The organism is Pseudomonas sp. NPDC087185, assembly GCF_044744955.1.
Lineage (GTDB): Bacteria > Pseudomonadota > Gammaproteobacteria > Pseudomonadales > Pseudomonadaceae > Aquipseudomonas.
The window spans coordinates 102657-121158 of sequence record NZ_JBIUZK010000007.1; the positions used below are offsets into that span (position 1 = coordinate 102657).

The following is an 18502-nucleotide window of genomic DNA, read 5'->3' on the forward strand; positions in this document are numbered from 1 at the left end:
TCCTAAGCTCAGTCGCGACCTGGAATGATGGAAAGGCTGCCGCTAGGGCGGCGTTCGGCGGTATCACCAGGGTTGAGCACCACGGTGGTGAACGAGGATTCGATGATGGCGGGACCTTGCACGGGGTTGCCTGGTTGCATGGCTTCGAAACGCTCCACCTTGGTCTCGGTGTAGCCGTGGCCGGCGAAGTAGGCGCGGCGGATTGGCTGCTCGATCGGGCCGGCTTTGGCATTGGCCAGAGTTGCGCCGTCCTGGGCGCGAATGCGGCAGGCGACGGTTGCGCGCCAGCCGACGATTTCGATGGCGCAATGAGTGTCTCGGATGGCAAAGACGTCTTCGTGCACCTGGTGGAAATCTTCTATCAGCTCGCCTAGGTGCTGGGTGGTGCTCAGTTCAAGGCCTCGTAGGGGCACCTCCAACTCCCATACCTGCTCCTGATACCGTGCCTCGGCCCAGAATGTGATGGTTTGTTGCAGCGAGCCACGGCCCGGGCCTGCGATGAAGTCCTTACATTGGGCCAGCAGGCTTGCCAGTGTGGCGCTTACACCTTCGAAGTCGAACGAGTCCGTGCGGGTAAACCGAGTGCGCTGGAAGTGCGATGTCAGCTCGGACATCATGGCGCCCGCCGCACTCATGGTTGCTCCCACTTGTGGGATGACCAGGCTGGGCGAGTCGAGGCGCCTTGCGATCAACGCCGAGTTCAGGCCGGCTGCACCACCACCGCCGATGAGCACCGCTTCGCGCGGGTTGATGCCCTGGTTGATGGTGATGTCATTGATCGCCTGCACCATGTTTTCGGTGGCCACTGTGATAATTGCCGCTGCGGCATCTTCAATGCTCATGCCTAGCGGTTTGGCGACGTATTGTTCAATGGCATCTCGGGACGCTTGAGCGTCAAGCTTCATTTTTCCGCCAAGGAAGAAGTCCGGGTCGATGTAGCCCAGTGCCAAGGAGGCGTCAGTGACAGTGGGGTGTTCACCGCCCCGCCGGTAGCAGGCGGGCCCTGGCGCGGCCCCGGCGCTTTGCGGGCCGACGTGGAGCATGCCGCCGTCGTCCACCCACGCAATGGAGCCGCCGCCGGCGCCGACGCTTTTCACATCGACGGAAGGGAAGCCGGTCATGATGCCGCGGTAGGGTGCGCCAATCCAGGTTTCCTGTGACCGCGGTACGACGCCGCGCCTGACCAGGCTGACATCGTAGGTGGTGCCGCCGGTGTCGGCGATGATCGCAGTGTCTGCCCCCTCATCCGCCAAGGCAAAGTACTTGCCGGAGATCGGTGCCATCGACGGGCCGGAGTTGATCAGATGGATAGGCGCCTCGGCAACATGCTCGGCATCCATAACGCCGCCTTGGGAGGTCACCACCACGACACGTCCCGGGAAGCCTGCGTCTCGCAAACGCTGGACCAGCGTGTGCATGTAGGCGCGCATCATGGGTTTGAGCGAGGCGTCAATGCAGGCCGAAGAGGCCCGGCGGAATTCGCGTGGGATCGGATTCAGCTGATGGGACAGGGTATAGGGCACGCCGGGCAGGTGTGCTTCGAGCAGTTCGCCGATACGCAGCTCGTGCGCTGGATTTACGATCGACCATAGCAGGCAAACGGCCACCGCTTGCACTTCCGCTTGACGTAGCTGCTCGATTGTTTGCAGTACTGCCTGTTCATCTAGTGCCTCCAGCTCTGCGCCATCCGCTAACAGGCGCCCGGGGATTTCCCAGGTCAAGGCTCGCGGTACGAAGGGTTCTGGGTACGGCACGGTGAAGTTGAAAGGCTCCAGCCTCCCACCCTCGCGCAACGTGAGGATGTCGCGATGTCCTTCCGGGACCAGTAAGGCGGTGCGCGCTGTGTGCCCCGTGATGATCGCATTGATGGCATGTGTGGTGCCGTAGATGAACATCTCGCCTTGTTCAAGCATGGCTCGACGCTCCAGGCCAAGCCCATTGGCCGCTACCTGAAGTGCTTCTAGCACACCGCTGATCGGGTCCGCCGGAATGGTCGGGGATTTGAACATGTTCAACTGGCCGTTGCGGTCCTCGATGATCAAGTCCGTGAAGGTGCCGCCTGTATCCACTGCAAATCTCATAGCTCGTCTCCTGGAGGCAAACGTGGTCTTTGGGAGGGGGATGTCCCTGGGCAGTCAAATTATTGTTCGATTTGGTTTTTGTGATCACATTAGTAATCCCTTGAACGGGCGAAATCAAGACAAAATTCCGCGATTTCTGCGGCTTGTGATTTTTTGTGTTGATCTGTGATCACATAATTGCTAGCGTGAAAACACCAGTACAGATTGCTGGCTCTACGGGCTGATTGAGGAGGTTCAGATGGCTACGCAGGTAAAGGTCGCGCTAGTGACAGGGGGCTCTCAGGGCATTGGTGAAGCTGCTGCGCGTCGGCTTGCAGCCGATGGCTACGCGGTGGCAGTGGTGGCAAGTTCCAGCCAAGAAAAAGCTAATCGTGTCGCCGCATCCATTCGAGAGGATGGGGGCGCAGCCCAAGGCTTTGTGTGTGATGTCCGTGAAGCGGGGGCTGTGGTGGAGTTGGTCGGTGCCGTCAAGGAAACCTTCGGGGGCGTCGATTTGTTGGTTAACGCAGCCGGGGTCTTCAAGCCAACCCCCGCAGGCGAAGCTCGACTGACTGAAGCAGGGCAGATGATCGATATCAATCTGCGAGGCACCTGGAACCTGATTGATGCGGTGGTGCCTATGTTCAAGGCGCAAGGCTCGGGCGCGATTGTCAACGTTGCTTCTGTGGCGGGCGTCACTGGCTTTGGTGGCTATTCGATCTATTGCGCCACCAAAGCGGGGATCATCCTGATGACCCGTGCCCTTGCCTGCGAGCTTGGGCGTAGCAACATCCGGGTCAATTGTGTAGCGCCGGGTAATACTGCGACGGCGATCAACGAAGACATCCGTAACGATGCGTCGATGCAAGAACTGCGAGACTTCATGACCGCTCGCACCCCAAGCCCGCGCACGTTCTCCGAGCCGCAGGACATTGCCAATGCCATCGCCTTCCTAGCTTCAGACCAGGCCAGTGCCATGCGTGGCGCTTGCCTGCTGATGGATGAAGGTATTTCCGCGGGGCTGTAGGCCCGTCTCGTCGGGTGGCTTGCCACCCTTTTTTCAGAGAGCAGAGATGAAAGAAAACGTGATCGTGACGGGTGGCGCGGACAGTGTCGGCCGTGTCATAGCCGAGAGCTTCCTGCAACGCGGTGCCAATGTGCACATCTGCGATGTACGTGAAGACGCTTTGGTGGAAACCTTGCGGGCCAACCCGGGTATGAGTGGCACCGTGGCGGATGTCGGGCGCAGTGACGATGCTCAGCGCGTCGTGCGCGAGGCCGAAATGGCGTTTTCCGGCAGCGTTAGCGTGCTGGTCAACAACGTTGGTGTGCCTGGGCCGCGTGCCGCCATTGAAGACATCACCGACGAAGCCTGGCAGCACACCTTGGACGTCAACCTGGGTGGCATGTTCCGCTTGATGCGTGAAGTCATTCCAGCCATGAAGCGTGAACGCCAGGGCGTGATCATCAACTTTTCCACCGGTTCTACACGCACGAGACTGCCCATGCGTACAGCTTACGTGGTCTCCAAGGCTGCAGTGGAATCGCTGACGCTCAATGCTGCCCGCGAACTGGGGCCTTTCAATGTGCGTTGCAACGCGATTTTGCCGGGCATGATCGACAACGCCCGCATGACCCGAATCGTTGCAGGCATCGCCGAAGAGTCTGGGCGCACGGTGGAGCAGGTTGAAGCGGATTATCTCAAGTACATATCGCTGCGCAGCAAAGTGCAGCCCGAAGAGTTGGCTCAGACCGTGTTGTTCCTTGCCTCGGATGCTGCCAAGAAAATTACCGGTGAGCTGCTCGCGGTGAGCGGCAACGTTGAGTGGGAGATTTAAGCCATGTCACGCAAAGTGATTCTGACCTGTGCAGTAACCGGAAACGCTCCCTTCAACCCCAAGCATCCGGCGATGCCAGTCACGCCGCAGCAGATTGCCGAGGCTTGCATCGAGGCAGCGCATGCAGGTGCATCGGTCGCACACATTCATGTTCGAGACCCCAAGACCGGTGGCGGTAGCCGTGATCCGGCGTTGTTCAAGGAGGTCGTGGACCGTGTGCGCTCGTCGGGTGTCGATATCGTTCTGAACTTGACCTGCGGCCTTGGCGCATTCTTCTTGCCAGACCCGGAGGATGAGTCACGGGGACTGCCGGAAAGTGATGTGATTCCGGTCGCGGAGCGAGTGCTGCACCTTGAGCAATGTCTGCCGGAAATCGCCTCGCTGGACATCACCACTGGCAATCAGGTGGAAGGGCAACTGGAGTTTGTCTATCTGAACACTACTCGCACCTTGCGTGCTATGGCGAAACGCTTCCAGGAACTGGGTGTGAAGCCAGAGCTGGAGGTGTTCAGTGCTGGCGACATCCTGTTCGGCAATTCGCTAATTGCCGATGGTCTCATTGATGGTACGCCGCTGTTCCAGATGGTCTTGGGTGTGCTGTGGGGTGCGCCTGCTACCGCTGAAACCATGATCTACCAACGCAGCCTGATTCCTGCCAATGCGCAATGGGCCGCCTTTGGCATCGCACGACAGCAAATGCCGATGGTCGCACAAAGTGCGCTGTTGGGCGGTAACGTTCGTGTCGGTCTGGAGGACAACCTGTACCTGAGCCGGGGCGTCTTTGCCAGCAACGGTCAGTTGGTCGAGCGCGCGCGCACTATTATCGAGTGCATGGGCATGTCTGTCGCCACGCCGGCAGAGGCCAGGGAAATTATGGGGTTGCGCACGCCGCGCTAAATAGACTTGAGGTGCGAGGGGGCATCCATCTGCTGGCTTAGCAGAGGTAGTCGTCAAATCTTGGAGCGTCTCCTCGCTGTCCGGTCTCGACCCATTCGAGTTTTTCCTGCAGGAAGGACAGTGCTTCGTCGAGCCTGTCCTTTTTTGCTTGGAGTCGCTCAATCTGCAGGCGCAGTACCTCTGCCGTGCGTTCTGGGCATCTGGCACCAGAGCGATACTCTCTGTTCAAATCGGCGATCTCGTTTAGCGAATAGCCCAACGACTGCTGCAAGCGGATCATCTTCGCGCACGTAAGCTCGTTGGAATCGAAAAGCTGGTAAGGCCGTGAGCCGCCCTTTTCCCCTTGCTTCGGGCAGAGCAGGCCTTTAGCAATATAGAAGCGCACAGTGTCCACTGAGAGCCCCGCGGCTTTAGCAAATGCTGAGATCATCATCTGAAATGCTCTTGACTATGGACTTAACTCCACACTTATAACATGAGGCCTCAGCCAATTCGGAGGTTTCTCATGCCAGATAATGTGGGGTTGATTTCTAAGGTGCGCCTGGGTGGCGGGATGGTGGTTGGACGTCAGGGGCTCGGTTGCATGGGCATGAGTGAGTTCTACGGGCAGACGGATAAGCGTCAAGCTCTGGCAACGCTCGAGCGAGCTTTGGAGTTGGGGGTGAACATGTTCGATACCGCAGACATGTATGGGCTCGGTGCCAACGAACAATTGCTTGCCCCATTCCTGGCCAGGCATCGCGCAAAGGCTTTGGTCGCCACCAAATTCGGTTACACGCGCGATGCGCGGTCTCCGGACGACTGGAGTTTGGATAATCGCCCTGAGTACATTCGTCAGGCAGTTGATCGATCGTTGCAGCGTCTGGGAGTTGAGGTGATCGATCTGTATTACATGCATCGGCGCGTCGAAAGCGTTCCGCTGGATGAATCAATCGGTGCAATGGCCGACCTAGTGAAAGCGGGCAAGGTTCGTGCGTTGGGTTTGTCGCAGGTCAGTGCGCAGGAGTTGCTGCAGGCCCACGCCATCCATCCCATTGCTGCTTTGCAGTCCGAGTGGTCCTTGTTCGCACGTGAAATCGAAAGTGAAATTCTGCCAGTGGCCAGGTCCTTGGGGACAACGCTGGTGCCTTACGCGCCGTTGGGTAGAGGGTTGTTGGTTGGGCCGGCAAATGGGCTTGTGCTTGAGCAGGATGATGTGCGACGTCACTTCCCTCGCTTTCAGGATGAGAATTGGCGAGCCAATCAACGCCTTGTCGAAACCTTACAGCACTCTGCTGGGATGCTGGGCATTAGTACTGCGCAAGCGGCTTTGGCTTGGCTGTACACTAAGGCTGAAAGGTTGGGTGTGGACATAGTACCCATTCCGGGTACGCGCAATTGTCAACGGCTCGCGGAAAACGTAGCGGCTTCTTCGATTCGCCTCAGTGATGCCGAAATGGACAGTCTTGAGACGCTTGCGGGTGCCGTCCAAGGCGCCGCTGTTTGAATCTGTGGTGCGGCGAAGCTTGGCCTCGCCGCACAAACACATGCTCAGAACGCATCCCTGAAGCGGGGAAGGCGAAGGAAGGTCAGTAGAGCAGCTAGCAAGAGTGCAACGTTGATCATCAATGCCATCGAGTAACTGTGAGTGGCATCGTAGGCATATCCCAGCAGCATGGGGCTAAGGCCGATTCCACTGATAAATGCAGCATACTGCCAGCCAAAAATCTTCCCATAGGCTCGCTTACCAAAGTAGCGCGCTACCAGATAACCCATAAGGTCTGCCTCGGCGCCCAGGGCGAAGCCAAGGGCTACAGCCGCTGGTGCAGCTGCAGCTGCACCCAGTGTCGCAAGTAACATGCAGCCAAAGGAGGCGACGGCGCTAATACCAACCAAAACGTACGGGGCAAACAAGCGATCGGCAAGCGCCCCACCCGCTAGGCGACCAATCATCCCAGAGATGCCGATCAAGCCCGCGATTGACGCCGCTTTGATTGGGTCCAGGCCACTATCGATCAGAAGTGGTACCAAGTGTACAAGTAGGCCACCGATACCAAGAGAAAACAGCGCAAGCCCGCCAAGCAGCCTGTAGAAGATTTGTTTGCGCTCGGCGGCGCTGAACAATGGTGTCTCTTCGGCGGCAATGTGTTGTGACGGCTGAGTTTCCTTGTCTGTCGAGGGTTTGAGTAGCAGTAGAAATGGCAGCATGGCGCTTGTCATGAGCGCCAGTGAGAGATAGCCGACCGCCCAGCCGTGGCTGGCAATGACTGAGGTCAGTGCTGCGGGCGCTATTGTTGCAGCCAAGCTGGGACCTAGCAGAGTAATACCTAATGCCAGGCCGCGGGAACGGTGAAAATGGCTGGTGACGACTCGGGTGTAGGCAACGGGCGCAGCCGCAGCCCCCAGGGCGGCAATGGCTGCCTGTAGCAGATAGAAGGTGGCAAGGCTGGCCAGCTGGGTGGCCATTACCAGGTAACAGAGCGCCGCCGCGCTGATCGAAATTGCAGCGGACGTTCTAACCCCGAGTTTGTCGATCAACCTGCCAACCAAGGGGGAGGCAGCCGCCAGGGCCATGGTGAATATCAAAACTGCAGTGGAGAGCTCCGTTCGGCTCCAGCCAAATTCGCCTTGCAGATGTGGCATGAAGACACCGGCGGTATACAGCGGCAGGGACGAAACGCCCAACCCGCATCCCAGCATGGCAGCAATCAGGATGGGCCAGCCTTTGCGAAACTCGTCGAGTCGGCTGTTGGTGGCGGTAAATGGCACAGCGTTTATTTGTGGCATGTTGCTAACTCCCGCAATGGTTAGGGCGTTGCACTGGTTTGAAGGGTCAGAGGAAATCGAATGGGATGGTGGTGACGAGGCGGGTTTCGGTCATGGTGCCGTCAGCCTGGTTCTCGCTGGCGCGGTTCGTGCCATACAGAAAGAAAAAGCGTGTGTCGCGTAACGGGCCGCTTTGTATGACGTAGTTCGCGATGAAGCCGCTTTCGGTGTGTTTCTCTCCGTCCATCGCCCGCACGTCGTAACCACTGCCTTGGTAATGAGTGCCATCAATGCCCCATCCGCGGGCCGTATACGCCATCAACGACAGACCCGGGATGCCGTACGGAGCCATGTTCACGCTGTAGCTGAAGGCAAGCGATTTTTCATTGGGGCCATTAAAATCGGTGACCAAGGTGTTGGCGAGATGGATGGCGTCAGTTTCGCCAAGGTAGTCGAAAGGTTCGTTACCTCCCACCTGCTGCCAACCTACATTCAACGTATGATTCTGATGCTGCAGGCTGAGGCCTAAGCTGTAGGTATCGTTATCAATGTGCCCGAGTCGCGCCTGCCCCTGCTCGCGCGTTCGGTAGTAGCTGAATGAGCTACTCATGGAAAGCTTGTCTGGGTCACCCAGGGCATGGTTGATACCTAGAAAATGCTGGGTCCAGATATCTTCGACTCTGGAAGCAAACCACTCAGCCTTCAGCGCCTGGCTGGGCGTGTAGGTCATGCCGGCAATGTTTACGTGCCCCGTGGTGGCTTGTGGGTTGCCGTACTCGGTGCCAAAACGGCGCAGGCTTTGTTGGGTATACGGTGATATGCGATCGAACGTGCCCAGGTCGAATGACAGGTTACTCAATTCCTCACTGTGCAGGCTGATCCCTTCGAAGCTTGATGGCAGGGAAAGTACGGCGTTTACCTCAAGCACCGGCGTATAGATGTTCTGACGCCCGATGGTCAGTGTGGTATTGGAGATCCGAGCCTGGATGTTGCCCAGTCCGAGCTTGCTCCACTGGCCAACGGCATCGCCGTCGCTGTTAACCAGCGTTCGATTTACGCCACCGGCCAATTGGTCATGATCACGCTCTAGGGCGATTTGGTTGTACACGGCGGCTTGGGTGGCGAAGCCGATCGCTCCCTGAGTAAAGCCAGATTGATATTCCAGTATGGTGCCTTGAACCCAGGTCGCCGCGAGTCTTGTCGGTTTCGACTCACCCTGTTTATTGGGTATCTGAAAGTAGGTGTTTCGATCACTGCGCACATGCGCCCAGAAATTTCGGGTGGTACCGCCGAGTTTCTGGTCGTGTGTGAAGCCATTTGCACTGGCTTGGGCGTTGTCCTCTTTGGCATGTGTTGTAGTGAAAGTCTGATCAACAGGAGCTGAAAATGCTGCGGAGCTGACGAGCGAGGTGGCGAGAATCGTTGCAACAGTCTTACTGGCGTTCAAGGCGATAAACCTCCCGACTAGCTGAAGATCGGAGCCCCGAGCGGTGCGGGGTGTTGACGACGTCTTGCTGGACATGAGCGTATAAATGCTATGTGTGATCACATAAAAGCATTATTCATACCGCTCCGGCTCGCCTTCACGATATTGTCGTTTTTAGAATGTTTTTTCGTTTTTATGGCGTTAATAGATAAATTCCTAGCATTTATGTCGTCCACTTCCATCGAGTTTGCTACCAGGCTTCCCGATGGTGCGCACCTGAATGTGTCGAAATGAAATATCGGTGATCACTAAAGTGTCAAGGGGAGCCATTTGTGCTCTGACATTGATCCGCTTTCACAAAATTGGCGGGGCACGCTACCTGCTGTGGTGAGCGCCGATGCAGTGGGCACACAAAAATTTCTTAGGCGCTTGGGCCTGGCAGTTGGTCTTTTTCAGCTGTTTGAGTGAAAAATCGAGGAGTGAGGGCGTATCAAATACTGAGCGACGATAGGCTCTGTACGAAATTCCGAGATGCCCAATCGGCGCGCTCGTAAGCTGAGATTTTGTAGACTTTACAATGGCAAAGCGTTACGAACTCTAGGGCGAGGCCTGGGATCGGTCTCCGATCTGTTCATCGAAACCCATGGTCGGGGGCGGTCTCGCTTGAACCACCGACTGGTGCTTGATGGTGGGCTATGGGTGTTCTGCTACGGTGCTGCGTGGCGAGATATGCCGGAGCGCTTTGGCCCGTGGTCAACGGTGCATCAACGGTTCCGGGTGGCGAAATCAACAGATCCATTTTCATGGGGCTCTGGGCACTGGTCAGAACGGCGCGAGCGTCTTTGGGGCTGAGCTGCTCCGTCGGCTTGCGCCCCCGAGTGCGAGGTCGTTTTGAAAGGCTTGAGTCTGGTGCTCTGGAACGGCGTCATTCGCAGCGGCAAATGCTTTGCCAACGATCAGGGCGAGGATGCTTGCGGACAGAACTGTAGTGATCTTCTTCATTTTCAGTTCGCCGAATATAGGTGGTTGGAGGAATAAGTGAACGGGCAGGGGCGAAAGCCTTTGCTGCCGCGAGAGTGTCCATAGACTCACGAAAGCGTTGAATCTTGCCGTCTCGGGCAACCAGCCGACCCGCATACATCTGGGGATAAATTCGTCCCGTAGCCGGCATCTATGCCTCAACGCTGTATTCGGCAAACGCCTGGTCGGGGGTATCGATCAGGAAGCGCACATTCCGAAATTTGAAGTCCGGCACTTAGTTCAACAGTGAGCCAATGAAGGATTCGATGGCGTCCTTGCCTTGGACGCGGCTAGTGATGCTCAGCGACTCTAGGTATGGAAGTTCCAGCGCACCATCGTCAGCAAAGAGCGAGGCGGCGGTGGCAGGAGATTGAATGGATTCCAAGCAGATGGAGTAGCTCGACGGCGTTTTTCATGATTGGCTGCTCCCGCAAAGAATGCCTGAGTTGGCACATTTTGCTGTGCCCGCCACAGCAAAGTTACGGGAAGCGCACATCATCAAAAATGGCAATTATTGGAGTCCATCGTTTCATTTTCGAAGCCATCGAATAGCGCCTTGGCCGGTTATCGAGACCAACGCCATGATGGCTCGGATAGATGCTCGAAGAAGAAGTCTGAGAGTGCCTTGATCTTCACAGGGCGCGTGCGCGCCGAGGGCGTCACGAAATAGAGACCACCGCGCATCATGCTCCACTCCGGCAACAATGCGATCAGTCGGCCGTCGGCCAGGTATTCGCTGACGATAAACTCCGGAAGCTCGGCAATGGCCAGCCCCTCGAGCAAAGCCGGCAATAAGGCATCTGAGTTGGTGACACGAAGTGGGCCGGTCGGCACCACATCTTCTTCGGTACCGTCCACGTGGGTGAATCGCCACACCTGGCTGCGCGCGCGGTACGCATAGCTCAAGCAGGGTCGTGCGGCTAATTCACGTGGATGGCTCGGGTATCCGTGTGCGCTTAGATAGGCAGGTGAAGCCACAAGGTATTGGGTTACGGCACAGAGTCGACGCGCGACTAGAGACGAGTCAGGCAGCACGGCAATGCGCAGAGCCGCATCAAAGCCCTCGGCGATCAGGTCGACGGACGCATCGGATAGGTGCAGGTCTATCGACAGTTCTGGGTACATGCGCATCAGTTGAGGAATCAGTGGTGCTACCCAGCGCAAACCGAACGACATCGGTACCGCGAGTCTTACCTGGCCTCGAGGCTGCACCGACAGTTCCTGGGCCTCACTTTCAACCTCCTCGGCCTGCCGGTAAATGTCGCCGGCCCTGGCGGCCATGCTCGCGCCAAACTCTGTAAGCGCCAACTGGCGTGAGGTGCGGTTGAACAAGCGTCCACCCAGGCGCTCCTCAAGGCGCGCAACCGCTCGAGATACCGTGGGCACAGAAACCCCCATAACCCGAGATGCCGCAGCGAACGATCCCTCTTCAGCCACCTTGGCAAACATGGCCAACCCTTCGAAATCCGGAAGTTTGCTCATTTCATTTCTGCAACGATAGATTTCAGGCAATTCTATTTTGAAAAAGATGTACCGTCGATAAGCTTCTCCCACACCGCAGCAACTTACCTAACGTAACGGGAGAAACACCATGACTGGCAAGCTCGAAGGCAAAATCGCATTGATCACCGGCGGCACTACTGGCATCGGACTCGCCACCGCCAAACGCTTCGCTGAAGAAGGTGCCCACGTCTACATTACCGGTCGCCGCCAGATCGAACTCGACGCAGCAGTGGCCACTGTCGGGAACGCTACAGGCGTGCAAGTCGACTCCACCAAGCTCGACCAACTGGACGCGCTCTACAGTCAGATTGGCTCCGCGCATGGCCGCATTGATGTGCTCTTCGCTAACGCCGGCGGTGGTTCGATGCTGCCCCTGGGCGAAATCACCGAGCAGCACTTCGATGACACCTTCGACCGCAATGTCAAAGGCGTGCTGTTCACCGTACAAAAAGCCCTGCCCATGCTGGCCCCTAATGCCTCAGTGATCCTCACCGGCTCCACTGCGGGTAGCTCCGGCACTGCGGCGTTCAGTGTTTACGCCGCTTCCAAAGCAGCCGTACGCGCTTTCGTCCGCAACTGGATTCTGGATTTGAAAGACCGTCAGGTTCGAGTCAACACCATCAGCCCAGGTGCAACACTTACCCCAGGCTTGGTCGACCTCGCTGGGCCAGATGCTGCACAGCAACAAGGTTTGCTCGACTACCTAGCTTCGCTGATTCCAATGGGTCGTGTCGGTGAGGCGGAAGAAATCGCCAGTGCCGCGCTGTTCCTGGCATCGGATGACGCCAGCTTCGTCAATGGTATCGAATTGTTCGTTGACGGCGGCCAAGCTCAGGTTTAATGGCCAAAAGCGGGCGGCTGCCTTGGTCGTCCGCATACCTAGGTAGGAGTACTTCCATGCCTATTTTAAAACCAACGGTCTTGGCCTTGTAGATAGCTGATCCTGGGCAACGGCCATGGTTATGGGTCTTAGGTTTGGGCTGAAGCCCATCGTACATGGGGTTTCACGGCGTATGCAGAGATGTGGTCACAGGCTATCCGGATCCCCGAAGAACATCTGGATCCGCGACCGCAACCAGCGCTCCGCCGGGTCATTGTCCTGCGCTCCGCGCCAGGCCATGTGCAGCTCGAAGCTGCGCACCTCCATCGGCAGGTCCTCGGCCCGCAGGCCGCCCGCCGCGGTCAATGCATCGGCCGTGTAGTCCGGCACCGTGGCCACAATATCCGTCCCCGCCAGCAAGCTGCCCAGGCCATTGAACTGCGGGACGGCCAGCACCACATGGCGCTTGCGGTCGATCTCTGCCAGTGCCTCGTCGATGAAACCGGACAGGTCACCGGCAAATGACACTAGCGCATGTGGCCGCGCACAGAAATCATCCAGGGTGATGCTGCCGGGCACGCTGTCGGCGCGCAGCAGCTTGGGCTTGCTGCGGCGCAGTACCTTGCGCTTGGCGTTGGCCGGCAGTTCGCTGGTGTAGCTGACGCCCACCGAGATCTCGCCCGAGGCCAGCAGGGTGGGCATCAGCAGGTAGTTGACCCGGCGCACCACCAGCACGATGCCCGGCGCTTCGGCACGGATGCGCTTGAGCAACTGCGGCAGCAGGGCGAACTCGGCGTCGTCCGACAGGCCGAGGCGGAATACCGCGTTGCTGGTGGCAGGGTCGAACTCGGCGGCGCGGCTGACGGCTGTGGAGATCGAGTCCAGCGCCGGCGACAGCAGGGCGAAGATTTCATGCGCGCGTGCCGACGGCTCCATGCTGCGGCCGGTGCGCACGAACAACGGGTCATCGAACAGGTTACGCAGGCGCGACAGGGCCGCGCTGATCGCCGGCTGGCCGAGGAACAGCTTCTCGGCGGCGCGGGTCACGCTACGCTCATGCATGAGGGTTTCGAACACGATCAGCAGGTTGAGGTCTACGCGACGCAGGTCGTTTCGATTCATCGGTGCGCTTCGCCTAAAGTGGGGCAGGGGTGAATCTTAAGGCCAAAGGCTGTTACCCTGCACCGATTTGTGGGGGCCAATGCACAGGAATGTGGGGTGCCCAATCGATGACAGGCATGTCGACTATTAATAGCCACTGATGGTCTAACGGCAAAAGCCCGGATAAAGTCCGTGGTAATACGAGATTCACAAAGGCGAGGTATGCGATGTCCCGCATGATCCGGTTCCATAAGTTCGGCGCTGCCGATGTGCTCCGTTGCGAGGAGCAGGCCGAACCGTCCCCTGCTGTCGGCGAGGTGCAGATCCGCGTCGAGGCGATCGGCGTGAGCTGGTACGACGTGCTCTGGCGGCAGAACCTGGCACCGTCCCAAGCCCGGCTGCCGGCAGGGATCGGCCACGAGATGGCGGGTGTGGTGACTGCAGTGGGTGAAGGTGTCGAAGACATCGCCGTGGGCGACCGGGTTGCCAGCTTCCCAGCCACCAGCGCCAACGAGCATCCCGTTTACGGCGATGTCATCGTCTTGCCGCGCACGGCCATTACCCGTTACCCGGACATCCTCACGCCGATCGAAGCCAGCGTGCATTACACGCCGTTGCTGATCGCCTATTTTGCCTACGTTGACCTGGCCCGGGCCAAGGCCGGGCAAACCGCCCTGGTCACCGATGCCAGCCATTGTGCCGGGCCTGCGTTCGTGCAGTTGGGCAAGGCCCTCGGCCTCAAGGTATTTGCCGCCACCAAGGAGCCGGAGCAGCGCGAGTACTTGTTGGGGCTGGGTGCCGACAAGGTGATCGTCACCGAAGAGCAGGATTTGCTCATGCAGGTCGGTAAATACACCGATGGCCGCGGCGTGGACATGGTCCTCGATGGCATGGGCGGGCCGCAGATGTCGCTGCTCGGCGACGTACTTGCGCCGCGGGGCAGCCTGGTACTGTACGGCCTGCAGGGTGGCAACCAGACGCCGTTCCCGGCGTGTGCGGCGTTCCAGAAGAACATCCAGTTCTACGTGCACTGCATTGGTAACTTCACCGGCAAGCCGGAACTGGGCATCAGCCAGGACCAGGTTGCTCTGCAGCGCGCGTTGCGCGATATCAACCAGTTCACCGCCGATCAGTTGCTGACACCGCAGATCATCAAGGTGTACCCATTCGATCAGGTGGTTGAAGCCCACCGGTACATGGATGAATGCCCTTGTGGTGGCCGGGTGGTGCTGGACATGGCACAGGCCTGAAAACGATTGAAGGCACAAACCCGGGCTGAGTCCCGGGTTTTTTTGTTTTCAATTAGGATATTTCCTACATGTATATAATGCCCGTCCTACATATTTGAATATTGATAACGTTCCTTTGGTTAACTTCAGGAAAACCAATTTCAGTTGAGGTTCTGTGTGCCGCTATGCAAGCTGTGCTATCTCTCAAGTGAATGGTTTTTTTACCGGCATCTGTATCTTTTATTCGTCTGGTAACGCTTGATAATGGCTCAGTGATAGTTGGCGCAAGGAGCGTGCGATGAATAGAGGAAGGGGCACTGGCGTGCGGTTCCGGGTGATGGTTGTTTCGCGCGAAGGCAGTTTTTTCTCGATGGTCTGGCGACAGTGATCAAGTGCTTCAGTGAGTTTCCACGGTGTGTGGGAAGTTTCTTTAATTTCGAATTTCTGCATTATTGCTCAAGCGATGGCTAATCGTGATGTGAGCAACTGAAGTTGCGAGGTGGCGCATGACCATTATTCATGATCAGGCTATGCAGTATATCCACCAGCAGGTGCTCGAGCGCCTGCTGAGCCACATGTCCCAGGCGCAGCGTGCCTCGCTGCAATTGCTGATTCAGCGTCTGCTGGTGGCGGCCGGTGGCCCGGAATACATCGGTACCTTTCGCCTGCTGGTCGTGCACGGTGGCGACCGTCGCAGTGCCCGCCTGCTGGCAATCTTGCGCGCAGCCCAGCTAAGCATCGCCCTGCGCGCACCGGTTACGTTCCAGTTGCGAGTGCTGGTGGTCTGCCTGCCGGCTGCCAGCGCGGCGCTGCTGGAGCAGCATGAGCGCGGCTTCAACGCGTTGTTCTTGCATGATGATCCGCGGGTGCAGTTGCAGATGGTCGAGGCGGGGGCGGTGGCGCCTTTCAACCGCCGGCCCACGTCGGCGGCCGCGCATTGGGCGCAGGCACGCGATGCCTTGCTGCTGTTCGGCCATCTCGTCGACGCGCGGCCCGACGCGCTGCTCGGCAGTCGTCTGCACCTGGAGCTGGCGGACAGCGTCCGGCTCGCCCTTGGCGGCCAGCCGTGTGCGGATGCATTGGTCACTGCCATGCCGTTGCGTCAGCGGCGGCGGTATCTGGTCTGGGCCCGCAGGGCGCTGCGCCTTGCGGGGCTGGTGGGCCCCAGTAACGAGCATGCGTGCATGGCGACCTTGGCAGAGCGCCTCGGCCAGTTGCACGGTACTGCCGGTTCGCCGCACGCTGCGGCAGGCGAAATCGGCCAGCAGCCGGCCTGCGAGATACCGATGAGGCTCATGGCCATCGACGACCTGTTACCGCAACTGCTGAGCGAAGGCGAGTTGGACCTGATGATGGGCTGGCGCTTCGAGCCCGCACAGGAGTCCATGCCCCTGGCGGCTTTCCTTGACCCGCTGGCCCTGGCGCAATTGCATGACTTGCGCTCACGCTGCAGGGCACTTTCAGGGCGCAGGCAAGCGCTGCGCCTGGTTAGCCAACGCGCAGCGAGCAAACCGCCGGTGCCCCAGCTACCTCGGTTTGCCAAGGCATATGGCATCGATCAGACCCAGTTGATCTGCTTGTTGTACAGCCCATTCGCCGAACAAGGGCGCGGGCTTGAGCGCTTCCTGCAATGCAGCCATGCCGACATGCTGGTGGCACTGCCGTATCTGCATCGCGCATTGCAGGGCAAACCTTGCCCCGAGGCGGTCAAGCATTGGCTGGTGAATACCAGTGGCCTGGCACTGACGCAACTGCGTGCTATCTATGGAGGGCGGCTGCAGCACAGCGTCAGGCGTTTTCTGGCAAGTTTGGCGCGGCGCGATGTGCACCTGGCGTTTCTGCCGCGCCACAAGGGTGCCAGCATCGTTGCCTGCGGGGCGCCTGCTGATGGCGCGTGAGTTTGCCTATCAGGCCGTGTATCGCTACCTGAACGCGCTGATCGATGAGGCGCAACGGGGAGGGCAACCGCGCTTGCCCTCGCTGCGAGCCTTGTCGCGGCGCCTGCGGGTGTCACTGGCCACCGTGCAGACCGCCTATGGCCTGCTGGAGTATGAAGGCCGTGTGCTGTCAGTGCCGAAGTCGGGTTACTTTGCCCAGCCTGCTGTACTGGATGCCGGTCAGGCAGCCCCCGCGCAGCCACTGATGGAGCGCGTACTGCTTGCCCATGAACGCAGGCTTGCGCGGCAGCGGGCACGGTCGTTGTCCGTGCTCGAACATTGCGGGGGGGCACGGCTTCGCAGCGCCTTGGCAGAGCGCTACACCCGTTCATCCCGACAGTGCTGGCGGCCGGAAGATGTGCACGTGGGCCCCGATGTGCAGGCATTGCTGGAAACCCTGCTGGCGGCATTGGCGCTGCACGGCAGCACGGTACTGGTCGCTTCACCTTGTTGCTGGCGCTTGCTGCGGGTGTTGCAGCGGGTGGGCATGCAGGTGCTGGAGTTACCGTTGGACACCCACGGTTGCCCGGACCTGGGCCGTCTGGCACGCCTGCTCGGGCGGGAGTCGGTACGCATGATGATCATGCCGTCGTGCCTCGGCATGCCAGTGGGGCAACTGATGTCCCAGCAGGAACAACAGCAGGTTGCCAACCTGCTGGCCCTGCATCCGATCTGGCTGCTGGAGAACGACCTGGACAGCGAACACTGTTTTGCCGGCCCCCCGCGCTCGCGTTTGCGCGATTGGGTCGACCCTCGCTGGCTGCTGGTGCTCGGTTCGCTGGAGGCCGTGGTCGGGGCCGAGGCGCCGTATGCCTATGTGCTGGGTCGGCATGCCGCCGTGGCGCAAGCATTTGCCCTGCGCTGCTTCCAGCTGGCCCCGGTGCGCCAGCAGGCGTTGGCACAGATGCTCGGCAAAGGTGAGATCGACGCGCAATTGAACCGTCAGCGCAGCGAACTGCAGGGGCGCATGCAGCAGTTCTGCCAGCAGTTGCAGCTGCACCTGGGTGCGCAGTTGGCTTTCGCGCTACCGGAGGGCGGGCAGGTGGTGTGGGTGCGGTTGCGCCAGCCGATACCTTCGCAGCGTATCACTGCGGCGCTGCACGGCTCGGCCTTGCATGTGGTCGCGGGTGAGCAGTTCAGCCTGCAAGGGCGTTATCACCAATACCTGGCACTGACCTGGATGGGCGAGCAGCCCGAAGCGCTACACGAGGCGCTCTGCCTGTTGGGCCAGGCGCTGGCGTCTCGTTCTGGCCTGCAGGTGGACGCCCCAGGGTGATGGGGGTGTCACGTCCGGCAAGGAATGGCAGGTAAGCAGCGCAGGGTTGCTTTACCATGGCGCAATTGTTCATTACCAGGAGCCCATGCATGAGCACCCCGCACTTGCGCCAACCCGTCCTTCAGGACGCCGAACGCTGCTTCGAAATTGAAATCGGTGCGTATGAAGGGGATGAAGCCGCCACTCTCGAAAAGATCGGCACGCGTATCGCGCAATACCCCGAGGGTTTTCTCATCCTCGAGGTCGATGACAAGGTCGTGGGCTTCATCAACAGCGGCTGCGCCCACGAAGTGGTGATGTCCGATGAGGCGTTCAAGGAGCTCGTGGGCCATGACCCGGCAGCCGCCAATGTGGTGATCATGTCGGTGGTGGTAGACCCGGCCTACCAAGGCAAAGGCTACGCGACCGTGTTGATGAATGCCTTTATCCAGCGAATGAAAGCGCTGGGCAAGCAGAGCATCCATCTGATGTGCAAGGAGCAGCATGTCGCGTTGTACCGCAAGATGGGTTACCAGTATGTAAAACCGTCGCCATCGGACCACGGCGGCATGGCCTGGCATGAAATGATCCTGGCGCTCTGACCTGCCGCGGTGCCATTCGTCGGCGGCGTGCCCACCCGACCCGCGGGGCTTGCCAGTGAGCGTTATCTG

General features: G+C 59.1%; 16 protein-coding genes and 2 pseudogenes. 10 read left to right on the forward strand and 8 right to left on the reverse strand.

Features of this window, described 5'->3' with window-relative positions:
- Positions 1-8 precede the first annotated feature (8 nt).
- A complete protein-coding gene (locus tag ACIPIJ_RS22990; protein ID WP_401080876.1) occupies positions 9-2081 on the reverse strand; it encodes a hydantoinase/oxoprolinase family protein in 2073 nt (690 codons plus the stop codon).
- Between the two features lie 238 nt (positions 2082-2319).
- Between ACIPIJ_RS22990 and ACIPIJ_RS22995 the strand changes: the two genes are divergently transcribed.
- Genes ACIPIJ_RS22995 through ACIPIJ_RS23005 form a run of 3 tightly spaced genes read left to right on the forward strand, consistent with a single transcriptional unit; the run spans position 2320 to position 4795 of the window.
- Positions 2320-3087, forward strand: a complete 768-nt coding sequence (locus ACIPIJ_RS22995; protein ID WP_401080878.1) for an SDR family NAD(P)-dependent oxidoreductase — start codon at positions 2320-2322, stop codon at positions 3085-3087.
- Positions 3088-3133: 46 nt separating this feature from the next.
- Positions 3134-3898, forward strand: coding sequence for an SDR family oxidoreductase (locus tag ACIPIJ_RS23000; RefSeq protein WP_161773454.1), 765 nt, complete (start codon positions 3134-3136; stop codon positions 3896-3898).
- Between the two features lie 3 nt (positions 3899-3901).
- Positions 3902-4795, forward strand: a complete 894-nt coding sequence (locus tag ACIPIJ_RS23005) for a 3-keto-5-aminohexanoate cleavage protein (RefSeq protein ID WP_058018498.1) — start codon at positions 3902-3904, stop codon at positions 4793-4795.
- A 37-nt stretch (positions 4796-4832) separates the two neighbouring features.
- Here ACIPIJ_RS23005 and ACIPIJ_RS23010 read toward each other — a convergent pair whose 3' ends face one another.
- Complete coding sequence (locus ACIPIJ_RS23010) at positions 4833-5228, reverse strand: MerR family transcriptional regulator (RefSeq protein ID WP_161773453.1); 396 nt, start codon at positions 5226-5228, stop codon at positions 4833-4835.
- A 72-nt stretch (positions 5229-5300) separates the two neighbouring features.
- On the opposite strand from ACIPIJ_RS23010, the gene ACIPIJ_RS23015 reads away from it, so the two are divergent.
- Positions 5301-6281: an aldo/keto reductase gene (locus tag ACIPIJ_RS23015; RefSeq protein ID WP_401080883.1), complete on the forward strand. Its 981-nt coding sequence runs from the start codon at positions 5301-5303 to the stop codon at positions 6279-6281.
- A gap of 44 nt (positions 6282-6325) precedes the next feature.
- Here the strand turns inward: ACIPIJ_RS23015 and ACIPIJ_RS23020 are convergent, their stop codons facing one another.
- Together ACIPIJ_RS23020 and ACIPIJ_RS23025 are read right to left on the reverse strand one after the other, a co-directional pair.
- Positions 6326-7561: an MFS transporter gene (locus ACIPIJ_RS23020; RefSeq protein ID WP_401080886.1), complete on the reverse strand. Its 1236-nt coding sequence runs from the start codon at positions 7559-7561 to the stop codon at positions 6326-6328.
- Positions 7562-7607: 46 nt separating this feature from the next.
- Positions 7608-8987 carry an OprD family outer membrane porin gene (locus tag ACIPIJ_RS23025; RefSeq protein WP_401080888.1) on the reverse strand — a complete coding sequence of 460 codons (1380 nt, stop codon included), beginning with the start codon at positions 8985-8987 and terminating at the stop codon, positions 7608-7610.
- 556 nt (positions 8988-9543) lie between these two features.
- Between ACIPIJ_RS23025 and ACIPIJ_RS23030 the strand changes: the two are divergent.
- A pseudogene (locus ACIPIJ_RS23030) lies at positions 9544-9743 on the forward strand (transposase); the annotation flags it as partial.
- A 13-nt stretch (positions 9744-9756) separates the two neighbouring features.
- Here ACIPIJ_RS23030 and ACIPIJ_RS23035 read toward each other — a convergent pair.
- Positions 9757-9968 (reverse strand): annotated as a pseudogene (locus ACIPIJ_RS23035) (alpha/beta hydrolase); the annotation flags it as partial.
- A 582-nt stretch (positions 9969-10550) separates the two neighbouring features.
- Positions 10551-11468: a LysR family transcriptional regulator gene (locus ACIPIJ_RS23040; RefSeq protein WP_401080891.1), complete on the reverse strand. Its 918-nt coding sequence runs from the start codon at positions 11466-11468 to the stop codon at positions 10551-10553.
- Positions 11469-11577: 109 nt separating this feature from the next.
- Here ACIPIJ_RS23040 and ACIPIJ_RS23045 point away from each other — a divergent pair, with 109 nt between their 5' ends.
- Positions 11578-12330, forward strand: coding sequence for an SDR family NAD(P)-dependent oxidoreductase (locus ACIPIJ_RS23045; RefSeq protein ID WP_401080894.1), 753 nt, complete (start codon positions 11578-11580; stop codon positions 12328-12330).
- A 186-nt stretch (positions 12331-12516) separates the two neighbouring features.
- Here the strand turns inward: ACIPIJ_RS23045 and ACIPIJ_RS23050 are convergent, their stop codons facing one another.
- The gene (locus ACIPIJ_RS23050) at positions 12517-13431 is read right to left on the reverse strand and encodes a LysR family transcriptional regulator (protein WP_401080897.1); all 915 of its coding nucleotides are present in this window, start codon (positions 13429-13431) and stop codon (positions 12517-12519) included.
- Positions 13432-13637: 206 nt separating this feature from the next.
- Between ACIPIJ_RS23050 and ACIPIJ_RS23055 the strand changes: the two genes are divergently transcribed.
- Entirely contained in the window at positions 13638-14660 is a 1023-nt protein-coding gene (locus ACIPIJ_RS23055) for a zinc-dependent alcohol dehydrogenase family protein (RefSeq protein WP_401080900.1), read from the forward strand.
- A gap of 219 nt (positions 14661-14879) precedes the next feature.
- On the opposite strand, the gene ACIPIJ_RS23060 is transcribed toward ACIPIJ_RS23055, so the two are convergent.
- Positions 14880-15089: a hypothetical protein gene (locus ACIPIJ_RS23060; RefSeq protein ID WP_401080902.1), complete on the reverse strand. Its 210-nt coding sequence runs from the start codon at positions 15087-15089 to the stop codon at positions 14880-14882.
- Between the two features lie 56 nt (positions 15090-15145).
- Here ACIPIJ_RS23060 and ACIPIJ_RS23065 point away from each other — a divergent pair, with 56 nt between their 5' ends.
- The 3 genes from ACIPIJ_RS23065 to ACIPIJ_RS23075 all read left to right on the forward strand — a co-directional run bounded on the left by ACIPIJ_RS23065 (position 15146) and on the right by ACIPIJ_RS23075 (position 18433).
- A complete protein-coding gene (locus ACIPIJ_RS23065) occupies positions 15146-16537 on the forward strand; it encodes a hypothetical protein (RefSeq protein WP_401080905.1) in 1392 nt (463 codons plus the stop codon).
- Positions 16527-17852 (forward strand): aminotransferase class I/II-fold pyridoxal phosphate-dependent enzyme, encoded by a 1326-nt coding sequence (locus ACIPIJ_RS23070; protein WP_401080908.1) that lies wholly within the window; start codon positions 16527-16529, stop codon positions 17850-17852. Before ACIPIJ_RS23065 ends, ACIPIJ_RS23070 begins: the two co-directional genes overlap by 11 nt.
- Positions 17853-17941: 89 nt before the next feature.
- Complete coding sequence (locus ACIPIJ_RS23075) at positions 17942-18433, forward strand: GNAT family N-acetyltransferase (RefSeq protein ID WP_401080911.1); 492 nt, start codon at positions 17942-17944, stop codon at positions 18431-18433.
- Positions 18434-18502 lie beyond the last annotated feature (69 nt).

Bases quoted from the DNA above. Each gene is read 5' to 3' on its own strand.
- ACIPIJ_RS23000 (WP_161773454.1), top strand. From the start codon at position 3,134: ATGAAAGAAAACGTGATCGTGACGGGTGGCGCGGACAGTGTCGGCCGT.
- ACIPIJ_RS23005 (WP_058018498.1), top strand. From the start codon at position 3,902: ATGTCACGCAAAGTGATTCTGACCTGTGCAGTAACCGGAAACGCTCCC.
- ACIPIJ_RS23020 (WP_401080886.1), bottom strand. From the start codon at position 7,561: ATGCCACAAATAAACGCTGTGCCATTTACCGCCACCAACAGCCGACTC.
- ACIPIJ_RS23075 (WP_401080911.1), top strand. From the start codon at position 17,942: ATGAGCACCCCGCACTTGCGCCAACCCGTCCTTCAGGACGCCGAACGC.
- ACIPIJ_RS23015 (WP_401080883.1), top strand. From the start codon at position 5,301: ATGCCAGATAATGTGGGGTTGATTTCTAAGGTGCGCCTGGGTGGCGGG.
- ACIPIJ_RS23060 (WP_401080902.1), bottom strand. From the start codon at position 15,089: ATGCAGAAATTCGAAATTAAAGAAACTTCCCACACACCGTGGAAACTC.
- ACIPIJ_RS23010 (WP_161773453.1), bottom strand. From the start codon at position 5,228: ATGATGATCTCAGCATTTGCTAAAGCCGCGGGGCTCTCAGTGGACACT.
- ACIPIJ_RS23045 (WP_401080894.1), top strand. From the start codon at position 11,578: ATGACTGGCAAGCTCGAAGGCAAAATCGCATTGATCACCGGCGGCACT.
- ACIPIJ_RS22995 (WP_401080878.1), top strand. From the start codon at position 2,320: ATGGCTACGCAGGTAAAGGTCGCGCTAGTGACAGGGGGCTCTCAGGGC.
- ACIPIJ_RS22990 (WP_401080876.1), bottom strand. From the start codon at position 2,081: ATGAGATTTGCAGTGGATACAGGCGGCACCTTCACGGACTTGATCATC.
- ACIPIJ_RS23055 (WP_401080900.1), top strand. From the start codon at position 13,638: ATGTCCCGCATGATCCGGTTCCATAAGTTCGGCGCTGCCGATGTGCTC.
- ACIPIJ_RS23050 (WP_401080897.1), bottom strand. From the start codon at position 13,431: ATGAATCGAAACGACCTGCGTCGCGTAGACCTCAACCTGCTGATCGTG.
- ACIPIJ_RS23065 (WP_401080905.1), top strand. From the start codon at position 15,146: ATGACCATTATTCATGATCAGGCTATGCAGTATATCCACCAGCAGGTG.
- ACIPIJ_RS23040 (WP_401080891.1), bottom strand. From the start codon at position 11,468: ATGAGCAAACTTCCGGATTTCGAAGGGTTGGCCATGTTTGCCAAGGTG.
- ACIPIJ_RS23070 (WP_401080908.1), top strand. From the start codon at position 16,527: ATGGCGCGTGAGTTTGCCTATCAGGCCGTGTATCGCTACCTGAACGCG.